Source organism: Pseudomonas sp. KB_15, from assembly GCF_052114525.1.
Classification (GTDB): domain Bacteria; phylum Pseudomonadota; class Gammaproteobacteria; order Pseudomonadales; family Pseudomonadaceae; genus Aquipseudomonas.
In genome coordinates this window covers 214,950-231,417 of the sequence record NZ_JBFREX010000001.1, presented here as the reverse complement: position 1 = coordinate 231,417, position 16,468 = coordinate 214,950, and the positions used below count along the sequence as shown (strand labels likewise).

The following is a 16,468-nucleotide window of genomic DNA, read 5'->3' as shown; positions in this document are numbered from 1 at the left end:
TGATTCGCGGGCAATTGCAAAGTCGGGATATTACCGGATGTCTCGGGCGTTGCCCCGAGGTTCAACCGCTGGTCTGAAAGGTTCAAAAACCTGCGATTTCTGACAGTAGACAGGCTCAAATACTAATGAACGCAACGTTCTAAAAAGCGGGAGCCTCCCATGAGACTGTTGTGGAAAGGGCTGTCCAGTTACACGGTGATCGGGGTCGCCAACACCCTGATTCACTGGCAGATTTTTTTCCTGCTGAGCGTTGCGGCCGGTCTCAGTCAGGCGGTCAGCAACCTGGTGGCCTTCTGCGTGGCTGCGTCGTTTTCCTTCTACATGAACGCGCAATTCACTTTCGCCGCCAGGTCCTCGGTCGGCGGTTATCTACTGTTTGTTTCGGGCATGGGGGCGTTGAGCCTGGGGGTCGGCCATCTTGGCGACGTCTGGCGATTGCACGGTTTGCTCACCGTGGTCCTGTTTTCGGCATTGAGCCTGGTGTTCGGTTTCCTGTATTCCAAATACGTGGTGTTTCGCGAGCGTGACACATGAAAGTCTCGTTGATTGTTCCGGTGTTCAATGAGGAACAGGCGATTGACCTGTTCTACCAGGCTGTTCGCCAGGAACCCTCGCTAAGCCCCTATCAGGTTGAAATCCTGTTCATCAATGACGGCAGCACCGATCACACTTTGTTACTGGCGGGCTCGATCGCTCGGCAGGACAGCGATGTGCTGCTGATTAATTTTTCGCGCAACTTCGGCAAGGAGCCTGCACTGTTTGCCGGGCTGGAATATGCCACCGGTGATGCGGTCATTCCGATGGATGTGGACTTGCAAGACCCGGTCAGTGTCATTTCCCGGCTGATCAAGGAGTGGACCGATGGCGCTGACGTGGTGCTTGCCAAGCGTCGCAGCCGTTCGGCCGACGGTTATTTCAAACGCCATTTCGCGGCCATGTTCTACCACCTGCTCAATCGGATTGCCTCGACCCGCATCGAAGAAAATGTCGGTGACTTTCGCTTGATGGACAGGAAAGTCGTTGACGTCATCAAGAGCCTGCCGGAGCAGCAGCTGTTCATGAAGGGGGTGTTGTCATGGGCCGGATTCAATACGCGAGTCATTGAATACGATCGCGCGCCACGTGCCGCCGGCAAAAGCAAATTCAATATCTGGAAGCTATGGAACCTGGCACTTGAAGGCATCACCTCGTTCAGCACGGTGCCGTTGCGTGTTTGGTCCTACGTGGGCGGCATCATCTCGCTGGCGGCACTTGTGTATGCGGTTTACATGGTTTTGGACAAGGTGCTGTTTGGTAATGACGTGCCGGGGTATCCATCGTTGATGACGGCGATTCTGTTTCTGGGCGGCGTTCAATTGATTGGCATCGGCATCCTCGGTGAATACATCGGGCGTATCTATATGGAGTCCAAGCATCGGCCCCGCTATGTCATCAAGGACATCATCAAAGGCAGTGACGAGCTAGCCGACAAACCCTCACTGAAGAGAATTGTATGAACACGATGGAGCGCCTGGCCGAGGATGTTCAGGTGCGTCAGTGGCGTCTGGTCGTCTACCCATCGATTGTGCTGGCGTTGCTCGCCCTGGCCCTGATCGTTCGATTTCACGGGATTTCAGTCCCGATCATCTGGTACGACGAAGGCTATAGCCTGATGCTGAGCGAGCGTTCGCCGGCATTGATCTGGTCCACCACGGCGGGAGACGTTCATCCGCCGTTGTATTACGTGATTCTTCATTACTGGACGATGCTGTTTGGCGCCAGTGTGGCGGCTGTGCGCGGCCTGAGCGCCGTGGCAGATGTGGGCACGGTGCTGCTCAGTATCAAACTGATGAGTCTGCTCGCCACGCGAAGAGCGGCCTGTATCGCCGCAGTTTTGCTGGTGCTGCTGCCGATCACGGTTCGTTACAGCCAGGAAGTGCGCATGTACACGCTCGTCGGTTTCTGGCTGATGGGCGCTACGGTTGCGCTGGTCTGCTGGAGTCGGCAACCGCAACTCAAACGCTATCCCGTGATGTACGTGCTGCTGATGACAGCGGCTTTCTACACACACTACTTTGCAGTGCTCTGTGTGCTGGTGCATTGGCTGTATTGGTCGGGGCTGGGCAGTGGCGAGTCGGCATCGTTGCCTGTGCGCAAGTGGCTGCTGGCCAATGTCGCGATTGTCGTGCTGTATTCGCCCTGGTTACCGCATCTGATTGACCAGACGTGGAAAATGAAAGGGCTCGAATGGATATCGCCGACCACGTGGGAGATGTTGCCGAGCTTTATCGCGCAATGTGCGGCGATGATTTCAACCACGGAGGGCGGGTTGTGGGGGACGCTGATTGTCTCGGCGGTGGTGATCGCCTGTTGTGTGATGGCGTTGCGGTATGGGCGCACCGATCGCCGCTCGACCGTGCTGGTTATCGGTTACTTCTTCGTACCGCTCATCACGGCGTTTTTATTGTCATTGGCCGTTCCGATCTTCGTTCCCAGGTACCTGGTGTTTGCCGCAGCCGGTTTGCCTTTGTTCGTCGCCGTTGTGCTGGATCGGTTGGCTGAACGACGCCCTTTGATTGCATTCCTCTGCTTGAGCGTGTTTGTTGCAGGGGAAGTACATGGACTGCAGAAAGTGTATTCGCAACTAGACGGGATGAACGGAACCTTCATTCGTAAAATGGCCAGGCTGGACACATTGGCAGACGGCATCAAGAGGGAGGCCGAGGCGGGTGACGAGTTGGTCATTGACGGTTTGTACTGGTATTTGCCGTTCCACTACTACAACACCACGGGTATCCAGCCGAGGCTTTACATCGCCCGATTGCCGACAGGAGCTTCGGACGGTCCCTTCAACTATGGAGGCTGGCTTCTTATCCCTCAGACGTTGGACTGGATTTTTTTCGACAATGTCGCAACGGTAAAACTCAGTTCCAAAAGAGTCTGGTGGGTGACTGGCAGGCCCCGGCCGGAAAAAGTCGTTACATTTCCCAAGGGATGGAAACAGACGCAGACCCTCAAGGGAGAGGAAGTCGAGGCGCGCCTGTTTATAATCGGCGGCGAGCGCTGAAGTCGTCCCAAACCTTCAGCGCTGGAGCCAACGTCAGGCCGCTGCCACTTCATTGGGCTCAAAACTGTCCGCCCGGGCCATCTGCCACATCCGCGAGTAGAACTCGCCATTTACTTCACCGGTCAGCAGCTCGCCGGGTTTGAGGAATACATGTAACTGCGAGAACAGCTTGATCTCGGTCGCCGACATGCGTCGCACCAGGTGCTTGGCGGACAACTGCGACGGATGTTCGAGACCGGCGGCGGCGAGCATTTCCGCCAAAGCCTTGAGCGTGCTGCGATGGAAATTGAATACGCGCTGGGCCTTGTCCGGCACCACCAGCGCGCGCTGGCGCAGGGTGTCCTGGGTGGCGACGCCGGTCGGACACTTGTTGGTGTGGCAGCTCTGCGACTGGATGCAACCGATGGCGAACATGAAGCCGCGCGCCGAGTTGGCCCAGTCGGCGCCGATGGCCAGCACGCTGGCGATGTCGAAGGCGCTGACGATCTTGCCGCTGGCGCCGAGTTTGATCTTGTCCCGCAGGTTCAGGCCCACCAGGGTGTTGTGCACGAACAACAGGCCCTCGCGCATCGGCACGCCGATGTGGTCGGTGAACTCCACAGGTGCCGCGCCGGTGCCGCCTTCCTTGCCATCCACCACGATGAAGTCCGGGAGGATGCCGGTCTCCAGCATGGCCTTGGCAATGCCCATGAACTCCCACGGATGGCCGAGGCAGAACTTGAACCCCACCGGTTTGCCACCGGACAGTTCACGCAGTTGTGCGATGAAATGCATCATTTCGATGGGCGTGGAAAACGCGCTGTGGCGCGACGGTGACACGCAGTCTTCGCCCATCAGGATGCCGCGGGTTTCGGCAATCTCTTTGGTGACCTTGTGTTTGGGCAGGATGCCGCCGTGGCCGGGCTTGGCGCCCTGGCTCATCTTGATTTCGATCATCCGCACCTGTGGCGTTTGCGCTTGCGCCGCGAAGCGCTCCGGGTCGAAGTGACCATCGCTGGTGCGGCAACCGAAATAGCCGCTACCCAGTTCCCAGGTCAGGTCGCCACCATGCTCCCGGTGATAGGGGCTGATGCTGCCTTCGCCGGTGTCATGGGCGAAATTGCCGAGTTTGGCGCCCTGGTTCAAGGCGCGGATGGCGTTGGCGCTGAGCGAACCGAAGCTCATGGCTGAAATGTTGAACACTGATGCGGAATACGGCTGGGTGCATTGCGGACCGCCGACCGTGACGCGGAAACTGCTCGGGTCGCTCAACGGCGCCGGGCGCATGGAATGGCCGATGAATTCGAAGCCCGACTGATACACGTCGATCAGCGTGCCGAAGGGTTTGTCGGCGGTTTCATTCTTGGCCCGGGAATAGACCAGCGAACGCTGGGCCCGGGAGAAGGGCAGGGCGTCGCTGTCGGACTCGAGCAGGTACTGGCGGATTTCCGGGCGGATGCCTTCGACCAGATAGCGGATATTGCCGAGGATCGGGTAATTACGGCGCACCGCGTGGGGAACTTGCAGCAGATCAAACAGGCCGACCAGACTGAGGACACCGGTAACGGCGGTGATCGGCCAGAGCCAGTCATAGTCAAGAAATGGCAGGCTGGCGAGGGTGAAAATCACGCAGACGGCAAAGAAGGCGTAGCGGCTCAGGAGTGACAGGCTCATACGGTTTCCTTGGGTTCGGACTCAATAAATTTGGCTAAACACAAAACACTGTGGGAGCGGGCTTGCTCGCGAAGACGGTTTCACATTCAGCATTTATGTTGACTGACACACCGCTATCGCGAGCAAGCTCGCTCCCACATAAGAGCAAAGCGCTCCACAGGACGTTCAGGCATTTTGTGCCTGCAAAAAAATCGAAAACAGCTCGGACTGGGACTTGATCCCCAGCTTGCTGTACATGTGTTTCTTATGGACTTTCACGGTTTCGACCGAGATTTCCAGCTTACGGGCGATTTCTTTACTGGAGCAACCGCTGAGCATCAAACGCCCGACATCCAGTTCCCGTGCGGTCAATTGCGCGCCCTTGAGCTGCTGCACCGAAGCTTCCAGCTGTACCCGCCAATCGGCCTGCGGTGGTGCGGGGGCCAGGGCCACGACTTCGTTGATCTCATAGGGTAGACGCTGGCGCAACAAACCGAGCACCCACGGCTGGATCAACGACAACAAGGCGATCTGCTGGCTGCTGAAGCGCTGCGTGCTGCCCAGTGACAGGCACAGCGTGCGGTCACCTTCGAGCTGACAATTGAACTGGATTTCGTCGGCCACCACATTCAGACGAAAGTAGCGCTGGTAATACTCGGTCAGTTCGAAGTGTTCCGGGGCGACTTCCGACAGGCGATACAGTCCGGTGCGCGACTGCTCGCGGCAGGCGATGTAGAACGGGTCGAGCAGGTACAGGCCGCGCAGGTAATCCTGGAACAACTGGTCGGGGCTGCCGTCCTCGCCGGGGCATTCGGCGAACACCTGCGGGCGCTGGTCGGCGCTGAAAAGCAGGGCCACCCAGCTGTCGAAGGACACGTACTGATCCAGCAAACGCACCAGCTGGGTCCAGAAATTGGGCTTGTCCAGGGCGTCGATCAGTTGCCCCACCGAGCGGTGCCAGGCGATGTCGTCCAACGAGAGTGTCATGCATCTACCCCTATCGTGTTACCCCAGCGGCGTGATTCCCCGCCCGGTTGCTTGCTGCGCATACTGGCGCACAGACACCGACCGGGCAATCTTTCTGCCGCCCGGTCCATAACAAGGAATACCCATGAAGGTCGAACTCGCCCAATTGCCAGGTCGTGACAATGACACGGCTTACAACCTCGAACGCACCCTGGCGGCCATTGCCGGGTGCGCAGCCGACACGCAGCTGATCATGTTCCCTGAAGGCCATTTGATGGGTTTCCCTTCGGCTGAGTCCGTAGCCGAGGTGGCCGAGGCGCTGGACGGACCGTCCGTCAGTGCGGTGCTCGCCGCTGCCCGCCAGCACAATATCGCCGTGGCCATTGGCATGGCCGAGAACGACAACGGCCGTTTCTACAACACCACGCTGCTGATCACCCCCGAAGGCATCGCACTGAAATACCGCAAGACTCACTTGTGGGCCTCGGATCGCGGTGTCTACGAGGCGGGCGATCGCTACGCCACCTGTCTGTGGAACGGCGTGCGCGTGGGGCTGCTGATTTGCTACGACATCGAATTCCCTGAAAGCGCCCGCGCCCTGGCGCAACTGGGTGCCGAGCTATTGATCGTCACCAACGGCAACATGGACCCGTATGGCCCGACCCACCGCACCGCGATCATGGCCCGCGCCCAGGAAAACCAGGCGTTTGCGCTGATGGTCAACCGGGTGGAAGCGGGTGACGGTGGTTTGCTGTTTGCCGGCGGCAGCGCATTGGTCGATCCGTTGGGCACCTTGTTGTTCGAAGCCGGACGCGAGGAAGGGCAGTTTGCGGTCGAGCTGGACCTGAACCAACTGACGGCAGCGCGCCAGGATTATCGCTATCTGGATGATCAGCGGCTGAAGTTGCCGGGAGAGGTGGTTGAGCGGGCCTGCGGGTTGCGCGAGCTGCTGATTCCTGCGCGCTGATTCCCGTTCTGTGCTGGCTGGACTGACGCCATCGCGAGCAAGCTCGCTCCCACATTGGCCTTGTGAACGCCGGAGATCCCTGTGGGAGCGAGCTTGCTCGCGATGAGGCCCTCCCGGACGACACACCTGTCTGACCGAATAACAACAACGCAACACCCGTAATTTGCGCCGAACTCGGCTCTGCCATAAATCTAATAATTCCGGAGTAGTCGCTCATGGCTCGTTTGCAACGCACCCTGTCACTGGGGTCGGTGGTGCTGTTTGGCATTGCCTACATGACGCCGATCATTGTGCTCGGCACCTTTGGCATCCTCGCCCAATCCACCGCCGGCATGGTGCCGGCCGCGTACCTCGCGGCGCTGGTGGCGATGTTCTTCACCGCCATGAGCTACGGGCGCATGGCCTCGGCGTTCCCGGTGGCCGGCTCGGCCTACAGCTATGTGCGCAAGGCCATCAGCCCGAAACTCGGATTCATCGCCGGTTGGGCGGTGCTGCTCGATTACCTGTTCCTGCCGATGGCGATCTGGCTGATCGGCGCGGCCTACCTCAACTCCGCATTCCCTGCGGTACCGCAGTGGATCTGGGTGCTGGCGTTTATCGGCATCACCAGCGCGATCAATATCGTCGGCCTGAAACTGGCCAACGGCATCAACGCCTTGCTGATGCTGGTGCAGTTCCTGGTGTTGATCGCCTTCGTCGCGTTGTGCGTGCATTACGTCGGTGGTGATGCGAGTACGCCGTTGTGGTCGATCAAGCCGTTCTTCAATGGCGACATGCAGATGCCGTTGATCATGAGCGGCGCGGCCATCGCCTGTTACTCGTTCCTGGGCTTCGACGCGGTCAGCACCTTGACCGAAGAAACCCGCGATCCACGCCGCACCATTCCTCGGGCGATCATGCTGATCACCCTGATCGGCGGGCTGATTTTTGTCGGCGTATCGTACTTCGTGCAGATCGCCCATCCGTCGTTCCAGTTCGATAGTGTCGACTCGGCGGCCTATGAAATTGCCCGCAACATCGGTGGTGACCTGTTCGTCTCGATCTTCCTGATCGGCCTGATCGTCGGCCAGTTCGCTTCGGGCCTGTCGGCCCAGGCCAGCGGTTCGCGGCTGCTGTATGCCATGGGCCGTGACGGCGTGCTGCCGAAAGCGTTTTTCGGCACCTTGCACGAACGCTTTGGCACGCCGATCAACAGCATCCTGCTGTGCGCGGTGGTGGCGTTGCTGGCACTGAAACTGGACGTCACCACCTCGACCTCGTTCATCAACTTCGGCGCGTTCCTGGCGTTCAGCCTGGTCAACCTGTCGGTGATCTTCCATTACTGGATCGGTGGCGAGAAGAAAGGCCTGCGTGAACTGGTGCTGTTCCTGATCTTCCCGTTCATCGGCCTGGCAGCGGATTTGTGGCTGATGGTCAGCCTCGATCATCTGGCGGTTTATCTGGGATTGAGCTGGCTGGCGATTGGCGTGGTGTACCTGGCGGTGTTGACCGGCGGTTTCCGTCGGCAGCCGCCGGAGATGGATTTCCAGGAAGCTGCATAAGCGAGCTACAGGCTGCGATCTACTTGTGGGAGCGAGCCTGCTCGCGAAAAACGTCTGGACAACGCCATCATTCAGATAGGGCGCGTTATCGTTGGCGTCCATCGCGAACAGGCTCGCTCCTACAGGGGATCAGCGGCATCTGCAAAAATCGGTTCGGCTGTTTGCTTTGGTTTTTGATCGAGAGCGGCGGACATGTGATCCTTGCTGCTTTTGAGTCAAAGGCCTTTGATCATGACGACGTTTCCCGCCCAGTCCACCGGACTTATCCACATCGCCGCCGCTTTGTTGATCGGCCCCGACGGCCGTACGTTGCTGGTGCGCAAGCGCGGTACCACGGCGTTCATGCAACCGGGTGGCAAGATCGAGCCCCATGAATTGCCGATTCACGCCTTGGCCCGTGAACTGGAAGAAGAGTTGGGTATGGACATCGACCCGGCGCAGGCCGTTTACCTCGGTCACTTCTCGGCACCGGCCGCCAATGAGCCGGGCTTTGTCGTGCACGCCGAGCTGTTTCAGCTGAATATTGATTCAGACGTCACCCCGGCGGCGGAGATCGAAGAGGTGATCTGGATTGATCCACACACCGACGGTGGTGTCTGTCTGGCGCCATTGACACGGGACCTGATCCTGCCGTTCTATCGAGCATCGCTGACCGCGATCGCCTGATCATTACGCAAAGGACTTCGCCCATGATCCCGCTTCAAGACTTGCTGATTTTTGCCGCTGCCGCGTTGCTGATGGTGCTGACGCCGGGGCCGAACATGATCTACCTGATCTCCCGTTCGATCTGCCAGGGCCGCAAGGCCGGGGTGATCTCGTTGCTTGGGGTGGTCGCCGGATTCTTCGTGCACCTGTTTGCCGCCGCCGCCGGTTTGACCGCGGTGTTCCTGGCGGTGCCGATGGCCTATGAGGTGTTGAAGTGGGCCGGTGCGTTGTACTTGTTGTGGCTGGCCTGGCAGGCGGTCAAGCCCGGTGCGCGCTCGCCGTTCGAGGCGCAGCAATTGCCCCCGGACTCGTCGCGCAAACTGATCACCATGGGCTTTCTGACCAGCGCCCTGAACCCGAAAATCGCGGTGTTCTATCTGTCGGTGTTTCCGCAATTCATCACGCCGGAGCATGGCTCGGTGTTCAATCAAAGCATCATTCTCGGCCTGACCCAGATCAGCGTCAGTTTCTGCGTCAATCTGCTGATCGCCATGTTTGCTGCGGGTATCGCCTCGTGGTTCGTCAACAACCCGACCTGGCTGGCGATGCAGCGCTATTTCATGGGCTTCATATTGTCGGGGCTGGCACTGCGGCTGATGCTTGAGCAAAAACGGATGGCTTGAGCATGTGGATCGAGCGACTGGATGCCAGCCATGCCCTGGACTATCGGGCGCTGATGCTCGAAGCCTACGACCTGCATCCGCAGGCCTTTACCTCGAGTGTGCGTGAGCGGGCGGCGATGCCGCTGAGCTGGTGGGAGTCGCGCCTGGCCAGCAAGCTGGATGTGGTGCTTGGGGCGTTCGAAGAAGGGCGCCTGGCCGGCATCGTCGGCCTCGCGTTCGAGCCTCGGGAAAAGGCCCGGCACAAGGTGACGCTGTTTGGCATGTACGTCTCGCCAACGGTTCGCCAGCGCGGGCTCGGCTATCAACTGGTCCGGGCGGCACTGGCCGAGGCGCAGAACCATGCGGGTTTGCGCCTGATCCAGTTGACCGTCACCGCCGGCAACGATGCTGCGTTCAACCTCTACCAGCGCTGCGGTTTCGTCCAGTTCGGCCTGGAACCGATGGCGGTGCGGGTGGGGGAGGATTACTTCGACAAGATCCACATGTGGCGCGAGCTCTGAAGCCACCACAGATCCCCTGTGGGAGCGAGCCTGCTCGCGATGGCGATTGGTCAGTCACACTTTCATCAGCAGACAGACCGCTATCGCGAGCAGGCTCGCTCCCACATTTGTTTGGTGTTGATCAAACAACCGCTATCGAACCGCACTAACCCCATCCAATGTCGAAAACGACGTGTCCTTGGCCGTCAGCAAGAAGTCGCGCATGTACGGCGCGTCGAGCATGTCGGCCCGGATCGCGGCGTACAGCGTGGCGAACAAACCTTTCTCACCCAGCCGCTTGGCTTTCACATAACCCCGCGAGCTGTATTCATGCAGCGCCCAATGGGGCATGCCGCACACGCCGCGACCGCTGGCCACCAGTTGCATCATCATCACCGTCAGTTCCGAGGTGCGGACCTGGGCCGGTTCGATGTCGGCGGGTTCGAGGAAGCGGGTGAAGATGTCCAGCCGGTCCCGTTCCACCGGGTAGGTGATCAGGGTTTCCGGGAGCAAGTCTTCCGGGACGATATAGGCCTTGCCGGCCAGTCGGTGCTGGTTGGCCACCGCCAGCATCGCTTCATAGGTAAACAGCGGGACATAGGTGATCCCGGCCAGATCCAGCGGGTCGGAGGTTACTACCAGGTCCAGGTCGCCACGGGCCAGGGCCGGCAGTGGGGCGAAGGAAAAACCCGAAGCCAGGTCCAGTTCGACTTCCGGCCAGGCGTCGCGGAACTGGTCGATGGTCGGCATCAGCCATTGGAAGCAACTGTGGCATTCGATGGCCATGTGCAGGCGCCCGGCGGTGCCACCGGCCAGGCGACTGATGTCACGCTCGGCAGCGCGCAGCAGCGGCAAGGTGGCGTCGGCCAATTGCAGCAGGCGCAAACCGGCGCTGGTGAAACGTACCGGTTTGGTCTTGCGCACGAACAACGGCATGCCCATTCGCTCTTCCAGCTCCTTGAACTGGTGAGACAGGGCCGACTGGGTCAGGTGCAGGCGATCGGCCGCATCCACCAGGCTGTCGGCTTCGCGCAAGGCGTGCAGGGTCTTGAGGTGACGGATTTCAAGCACCGGGGGCTCCATGAGTAAAACTTGTCGATAAATCGAAAAGGTTGAGTTTGTCTCATGTTGATGCCGCTGTCGACCCTAAGCACGGCGGAGCACATTGCGTGCTCCGCCGTTGTTACTTCACAGTGCGGAAAAGTGTTTGTTGCCCAGCGGTTTGCCGATGTCGCCGCGCCAGATCGCCTCGACCGTACCTCCACTGGTGGCCACGTCCTTCTGCCATTGCAGGCCCAGGTTGCGTTGTTCCGGCCGTTTCAGGTGGCCTTTGACGAAGTCGCTGAACTGAGGCTTGGCCGAGGTGTAGTGGAAGTGTGCGTACCACAGGGTTTGCGGCGGTTCGCTGCGCAGGTCGCGCACTTCGTATTCCTGCAGGAAATCCCGTCGTCCGTCGGCGCGTTTGCCCAGATCGCGCAGGCCGCCTTCCTTGCGAATGTCCACCACTTGCTGTTCAAGCAGATAGTCCAGATAACCTTCGGTCGGGGTTTTGCTGCTCATGGTTTGATTGATGCGCAAGGTACGCCCCGTGCGCAACATCTCATCGGCCCGATTGCGCAATTGCAGCGCGACGGCCTCGGCGGGGGACAATCGTTCAATGGCCCGGGCGCGCGTGGTCAACTCCGTGGCCTCGCTGCTCATCATGTGCTCAAGGTCGACCGGCAACATGTCTTGCCGTGCGTAGCCTTCGACTTTGCGGCTGTAGGCGCTTGCCGCCTCCAGCCTGTTCCTGGCTTCTGCCAGCAACGGGCCGACATCGGTCGGCAGTTCCGGCTGCACGGAGCCCGCTGGCTCGCTGAGGTGATATTTGCCACTGGAGCGCGGTAGCCAGGTTTCCGTGCGGCCATCGACGCCTTCGATGGTGAAGCGCTTTTGCCGGGTGACGGCATCGGTGCTGGCGATACCGATCAGCAACTGGTTGTCTTCGGTCTCGAACAACTGCTGCCCGGGCCGTCCTTCTTTAGGCACCACAGAAGGGCGCGTCTTGATGGCATGGCGGGCGAAATCCTCAACCTTGTCGAGGTTGTCCAGAAACGCGGTGACTTGCTCCAGGTCTTGGTGTTGCGGATAGCCGAGTGTCCAGGCGCCCAACCGACGGCGGAACCCGGTATAGGTGGCCAGGCAGTCTTCGAGGACTTTGTTGCGCTGGCTGACGCTGGCGCTCACCTGGGGCAGGTGATGTTGCGTCAGTAACGCGCGGCCGACCTTGTTGCGAGCTGCTTTCAACTGCACGTGGAAGTACATCCAGGACAGATCGGTCACCGCGTCATAGCGGGCGATGATTTCCAGGGTGTGCGCCGTTTTCAGATAGAAGTGATTGGCGTCGCTGAATTTTTCATTCACGGTCGCCATGTCCTGCGCCATCTTCGATTTTTGCATCCGGTTGGTGATTCGACGGTTCCATCGATTGGCTTCCTCGACTGTCGTATGGAGCTGATCGAAGTCTTTGAGAAAGTCTTTGCGGACCTGTTTGCGCTGCGCCATGAGCTGCAAGTGCGCGGTGGTATCGGTGAGCGGTGTGGTGTCTGAGCGGGCGATCAACTGGTCGATACGGTCGAGGTGCGCCACCAGCCGTTCCTTGATCAGGCCGATCCGCCGCACCGAACGGTCGACGATGATCCAGGCGCAACGGCTTTGAATGTCTTCGATCTGCGTGCGTTTGCGGCCATGGCTGTACAGCATCAGCTCATCGAGATTCAGGTATTGGGCCTGGGCGATGTCGATATCGTTCGCGCAAGCGGCATCGGCACGGACCCGAAAGGCCGGGCGCTGAAGGGGTTCGAGGGCGAAGTAGTGCTCCAGTGTTTCGTTGCTGCTGCGGGTCTGAACATCGAGACGCCGGGTGTAGGCATCGGCGGTATTGGTCAGGGTCAATTGCCGGCGCAAGGCGCGGTCCGTCCACCAGCGCGGCAGCCGGTTGCGAATGGCGGCAGGCCAGATCGGGTCGAGCCCGTCGGCCATGTGTCCGAGCACGGCACCGCCGCCCACGCCACCCCCTTCGATCACTGTGCCGTACACCGCGTAGTGGGTGTTCCAATGGCCTGCCCCATCCAGGGCGATTGGCTGTTTGTAGGTCCGGCTGCTGGTGCCGCTCAAGCGCCAGCGGGGTGGATTGCCTTCCAGTTCGATGCGATAGATTCGCCCCTGTCTGAGCATGAAGTCGCCGTCGGCGTGTCGATACACGTTGCGGTAAATGCCTTCGGTGCCCGGGTGCAGACCCGCAAGGGAAATCGGCTTTTCATATTCATACCCCTTGAAACGTTCGAGCGAACGCCGTGCCTGGTGTTGCGTCGATACCTGCAAGGCGCGCGGACTTTTGCCCAGCGCCCGCCACTGACGACTGCGCGTGGCAACGCGGGCTGCAGCAGGGGTGGCAATGGTGCCGGGGAGAATGTCCATGGCCGCGTCGATCAGCGACAACAGCACCGCCTCCACCTCGGCCAGACCATGGCCGACATCACCGCGCAGGAAGGCCGCCACCGCCAGGTTGGCGCTGTTCCAGGCGTCGTACAGGGCGATGGTCGCACCGACGAAGGGCAGCATGCCCACGGCCATTTTCAAGTAATTGAACATTGCGCCGGACTTCAAGGCGACCTGCTCCAGGTACAAAGCGTCATTGGAGCGCGATGTCGCCCGATGGGCTTCCAGCAAACGGCCCATATGCACATTCAGCAGATGCGCTGCCAGGGAGGTGCTGGCTGGCCAGGGCGTACCGACGCCGATCAGCCCGTCGAAGTTTTTCAATCGGGCCTGGTTGATCCGACTGACGTGGTGGGCGACATCGCCCTTCAAGGCCCGGCCGGCCAGGTAGTTCACCATCGAGCTGCGCAGGCAATCGTTGAACAGGCGCATCCGCGCCTGTTCAAGGCTGTCGAACTGGCGCAGATAAACGCCGTCGGGGCTGTCGGGCAGATACAGCAGGGTCAGGCCGCTGACGTGCTCCACGATAAAGGTGACGCCGGACAACGTGCTCGGTCCCTGGGCGTGGGTATCCTTGCCGCCCACGGTCAGGTGCGCGGGTAGCAACTCGATGCGCTTGCCGTCGCTGGCAAAGGCTTCACGGCTGCTGGCGTCGATGGCGATTTCCAGTACTTGCCGGCCGTTGGCATCGATGTCCTTTGCCAACTCGGCGAATTCGCCTTGCAGGCGAAGCATCAGGCGCCACGGCTCAGTCAGACATTCGCGCCGATATTCATTACTGAACGTCGATGCCGTCGAGGGGCCGAGAATGGTCTCGCGGATAAGCGTTTCATATTGCCCGGCCAGATCCAGTTCGGTGACCAGCTTGCGCAGCCAGGACGTAGTGATGGCGCTTTTCAGTTTCTGTTGTTGCGCGGTGTCGACCCCGCTGACCTCGACCCGCATGAACGACAGTCGCCACCACATTTGCTGATCGATATTGCTCAGCGCCAGCTCACCCAGGGGCAGCTTGCTGCGCTGCTCGCTGGCGACCAGCACATTTTGCTGAGGGGTGCCTGGTGCGGCGCCTTCAATGAGTACTTTGCGCCAGCTGGTTGAATCCGGAACGTCGAGCAGCACCTGCGCGGTTTGAGTGAGGTCGAAGTCCTGGCGCAGCCGGGCGTCGACAGCCTTGATGGCGAAGGCTTCCCGTGGCGGCAGTTCGCGCTCAAACCATGCGTGGGAGCGCTGCATCGCGGCGATCCAGGATTTGAACAGCGTCTTGAGCCGGTCACGCTGCACGGTGGGCAGTTCGCGATGCCACGACGGCAATTGAGCGGCCAGCGCACTGCTCTGGTTTTGCTCGACGAAGCGTGCGTACACCCAGTCCCGGGCGGCGGATTGGGGGACGGTCAGGCAGGCGAGGGTCTGTTCGCGCAGTTTTTCCAGTTCGGCCATACGCTGGCTGGTACGAGGCGGAACAGGATTGGCGGCGATGATCCGGGCCGCTTGTTTTTCACAGCTGTGGAGCTGGGTTTGCAGGGCGTATTCAAACGGCGGACCGCTCAGCGGGAAAACGTGCAGTGCCAGGGCAGGGTCGTTGACCGGGCGTTTGAACAGCGACTGTTCCAGCAGCTGACGAGAGGCAAACCGTTGCAGTCCACCGAAGCGTCCGGGCCAGTAGAGCAACAGGCTGTCGGTCGAATGCGCCAGCAACGCCGAGGATTTGGCAAACAGCAGAACGCCATCCAGTTCCTCGGTTTGCGTGCGGCGGGTGTCACCTTCGGTGTCGGTTGCCGACAGTTCCAGCCGCGCGACCACCAGGTCAGCCGCTCGGGGCTGAGCGGGGGCGTCCAGCACACTGATGAGCCATTGATGCTCTTCACTGTTGATCTGATTCAGGCTCAATTGCAGTTCGGCTTCGGCGCGCAAGCCGTCCTGGCGTGCCTGGTGCAGGGCGGCGTAATGCGGGCTAGTCTGGTGGCGCAACTCCAGCCATTTGAGGGCATCGGCTGTGTCCAGTAGCGCCGTCGCGGCGGCGATGCTGGCCTGCTCGGCAGCGCTGAGGGCCTCGAGTTGCTGTTGCAGGCGTTGCAGACGCGGATCCTTGGCATCCCCCGCAAAGTCATCGCCGAGCAGACTCTCCAGGGCCGTCCGTTGTTGTGCCAGCGCGCGGTGACGCATGCCCAAGGGAATATCGGGACTGAGCTGGCCGAAGAGGGCAGCGTTGTCGCCTGTCTCCACAGGTGGCAGGTCAGGGGGCGCTGCCAGTACGGCAGCATTGCCGGGCCGGTCCGCGGGGGCGACGGACAAACGGGACAACAGGGCTTCGGCGCTGGTGTGCAGCACAGCCTTGTCGAGGACGGTGTAACCGACACTGACCTTGTCCATCGACAGTCGGGGCTGGTCGAACCGCTGTGGTTGATGCTCGGTCAACCAGCGCTCCAGTTCAATTCGGTTTTGAAATGTCATCCAGGCGGATGAGTGCGAAGGCAGATACAACAGCTGAGCGACCGGTTGATCGGTATCCCGGGTGATGACCAGCGCGCCCGACAGTTGGGCAGACAGACCGTTGTCATCGCTGAGCGTCAGCTGTTCGACGTACACGAGGTGCGGGTCAGGCGTTGTTGTTTGCGCTGACGGGTCGATAAGCGCCAGTAACATTTTGATCTGCCCGGCATCGAGGATGCCTTGGGCAAACGCCCATTGGCTCGACACCTCGAAATGCTGGCGATACAAGCGGATGGCTTGTTCCCGACGCGAGCGATCGGTGCCGAGCGCACGTGCGCTCCACCAGGCGGTGTCGAGTTGGGCTCGCGAGCTTTGCGCCATGAGGGTGCGCCACTGGTCGCAGCATTCGTCCCAGCGCGCCGAGGCGCTCAGGCTCAGGCCTTGATCCGGGTTTGCGGGCAATGGGAGGGTAAGGCCGAAATCGGCCGTAAGGGGGGTGGTTTCGTCAACCATGACGATGAGTCTCCAGAAGGCCGGGCGGTGCCGGCGTTACGGGCATTAGAGGTCCATCGTCAGGGGGGCAGGTGGTACATAGTTAT

Annotated in this window: 12 protein-coding genes; 8 read left to right on the top strand and 4 right to left on the bottom strand. The window is 60.4% G+C overall.

The features are described from left to right. Nucleotides 1-159 precede the first annotated feature (159 nt). From AB4Z35_RS01035 to AB4Z35_RS01025, 3 genes are read left to right on the top strand one after another with little or no spacing between them, the layout of a single operon-like run. Nucleotides 160-534 (top strand): GtrA family protein, encoded by a 375-nt coding sequence (locus tag AB4Z35_RS01035; RefSeq protein ID WP_442095721.1) that lies wholly within the window; start codon nucleotides 160-162, stop codon nucleotides 532-534. Further along, nucleotides 531-1,496 carry a glycosyltransferase family 2 protein gene (locus AB4Z35_RS01030; protein WP_442095720.1) on the top strand — a complete coding sequence of 322 codons (966 nt, stop codon included), beginning with the start codon at nucleotides 531-533 and terminating at the stop codon, nucleotides 1,494-1,496. Before AB4Z35_RS01035 ends, AB4Z35_RS01030 begins: the two co-directional genes overlap by 4 nt. Further along, a complete protein-coding gene (locus AB4Z35_RS01025; protein ID WP_442095719.1) occupies nucleotides 1,493-3,046 on the top strand; it encodes a glycosyltransferase family 39 protein in 1,554 nt (517 codons plus the stop codon). Before AB4Z35_RS01030 ends, AB4Z35_RS01025 begins: the two co-directional genes overlap by 4 nt. Nucleotides 3,047-3,079: 33 nt before the next feature. On the opposite strand, the gene AB4Z35_RS01020 is transcribed toward AB4Z35_RS01025, so the two are convergent. Together AB4Z35_RS01020 and AB4Z35_RS01015 are read right to left on the bottom strand one after the other, a co-directional pair. Then, nucleotides 3,080-4,699 carry an FMN-binding glutamate synthase family protein gene (locus tag AB4Z35_RS01020; RefSeq protein ID WP_442095718.1) on the bottom strand — a complete coding sequence of 540 codons (1,620 nt, stop codon included), beginning with the start codon at nucleotides 4,697-4,699 and terminating at the stop codon, nucleotides 3,080-3,082. A gap of 165 nt (nucleotides 4,700-4,864) precedes the next feature. Further along, complete coding sequence (locus tag AB4Z35_RS01015; RefSeq protein ID WP_008000231.1) at nucleotides 4,865-5,665, bottom strand: helix-turn-helix transcriptional regulator; 801 nt, start codon at nucleotides 5,663-5,665, stop codon at nucleotides 4,865-4,867. Nucleotides 5,666-5,789: 124 nt separating this feature from the next. On the opposite strand from AB4Z35_RS01015, the gene AB4Z35_RS01010 reads away from it, so the two are divergent. The 5 genes from AB4Z35_RS01010 (at nucleotide 5,790) to AB4Z35_RS00990 (ending at nucleotide 9,980) form a co-directional block, all read left to right on the top strand. Further along, nucleotides 5,790-6,611: a carbon-nitrogen hydrolase family protein gene (locus AB4Z35_RS01010; RefSeq protein ID WP_442095717.1), complete on the top strand. Its 822-nt coding sequence runs from the start codon at nucleotides 5,790-5,792 to the stop codon at nucleotides 6,609-6,611. 215 nt (nucleotides 6,612-6,826) lie between these two features. After that, nucleotides 6,827-8,152: an APC family permease gene (locus AB4Z35_RS01005; protein WP_442095716.1), complete on the top strand. Its 1,326-nt coding sequence runs from the start codon at nucleotides 6,827-6,829 to the stop codon at nucleotides 8,150-8,152. A gap of 231 nt (nucleotides 8,153-8,383) precedes the next feature. Then, nucleotides 8,384-8,818 (top strand): NUDIX hydrolase, encoded by a 435-nt coding sequence (locus tag AB4Z35_RS01000; protein WP_442095715.1) that lies wholly within the window; start codon nucleotides 8,384-8,386, stop codon nucleotides 8,816-8,818. Nucleotides 8,819-8,841: 23 nt separating this feature from the next. Then, entirely contained in the window at nucleotides 8,842-9,480 is a 639-nt protein-coding gene (locus AB4Z35_RS00995) for a LysE family translocator (protein ID WP_442095714.1), read from the top strand. 2 nt (nucleotides 9,481-9,482) lie between these two features. Next, the gene (locus tag AB4Z35_RS00990; protein ID WP_442095713.1) at nucleotides 9,483-9,980 is read left to right on the top strand and encodes a GNAT family N-acetyltransferase; all 498 of its coding nucleotides are present in this window, start codon (nucleotides 9,483-9,485) and stop codon (nucleotides 9,978-9,980) included. Between the two features lie 132 nt (nucleotides 9,981-10,112). Here AB4Z35_RS00990 and metR read toward each other — a convergent pair whose 3' ends face one another. After that, a complete protein-coding gene (gene metR, locus AB4Z35_RS00985; protein WP_015093694.1) occupies nucleotides 10,113-11,030 on the bottom strand; it encodes a transcriptional regulator MetR in 918 nt (305 codons plus the stop codon). A gap of 117 nt (nucleotides 11,031-11,147) precedes the next feature. After that, nucleotides 11,148-16,382: a dermonecrotic toxin domain-containing protein gene (locus AB4Z35_RS00980; RefSeq protein WP_442095712.1), complete on the bottom strand. Its 5,235-nt coding sequence runs from the start codon at nucleotides 16,380-16,382 to the stop codon at nucleotides 11,148-11,150. Nucleotides 16,383-16,468 lie beyond the last annotated feature (86 nt).

Coding starts and splice junctions, on each gene's coding strand:
- AB4Z35_RS00990 (WP_442095713.1), top strand. CDS start 9,483: ATGTGGATCGAGCGACTGGATGCCAGCCATGCCCTGGACTATCGGGCG.
- AB4Z35_RS01000 (WP_442095715.1), top strand. CDS start 8,384: ATGACGACGTTTCCCGCCCAGTCCACCGGACTTATCCACATCGCCGCC.
- AB4Z35_RS00980 (WP_442095712.1), bottom strand. CDS start 16,382: ATGGTTGACGAAACCACCCCCCTTACGGCCGATTTCGGCCTTACCCTC.
- AB4Z35_RS01025 (WP_442095719.1), top strand. CDS start 1,493: ATGAACACGATGGAGCGCCTGGCCGAGGATGTTCAGGTGCGTCAGTGG.
- AB4Z35_RS01020 (WP_442095718.1), bottom strand. CDS start 4,699: ATGAGCCTGTCACTCCTGAGCCGCTACGCCTTCTTTGCCGTCTGCGTG.
- AB4Z35_RS01030 (WP_442095720.1), top strand. CDS start 531: ATGAAAGTCTCGTTGATTGTTCCGGTGTTCAATGAGGAACAGGCGATT.
- AB4Z35_RS01035 (WP_442095721.1), top strand. CDS start 160: ATGAGACTGTTGTGGAAAGGGCTGTCCAGTTACACGGTGATCGGGGTC.
- AB4Z35_RS01015 (WP_008000231.1), bottom strand. CDS start 5,665: ATGACACTCTCGTTGGACGACATCGCCTGGCACCGCTCGGTGGGGCAA.
- AB4Z35_RS01010 (WP_442095717.1), top strand. CDS start 5,790: ATGAAGGTCGAACTCGCCCAATTGCCAGGTCGTGACAATGACACGGCT.
- AB4Z35_RS01005 (WP_442095716.1), top strand. CDS start 6,827: ATGGCTCGTTTGCAACGCACCCTGTCACTGGGGTCGGTGGTGCTGTTT.
- AB4Z35_RS00995 (WP_442095714.1), top strand. CDS start 8,842: ATGATCCCGCTTCAAGACTTGCTGATTTTTGCCGCTGCCGCGTTGCTG.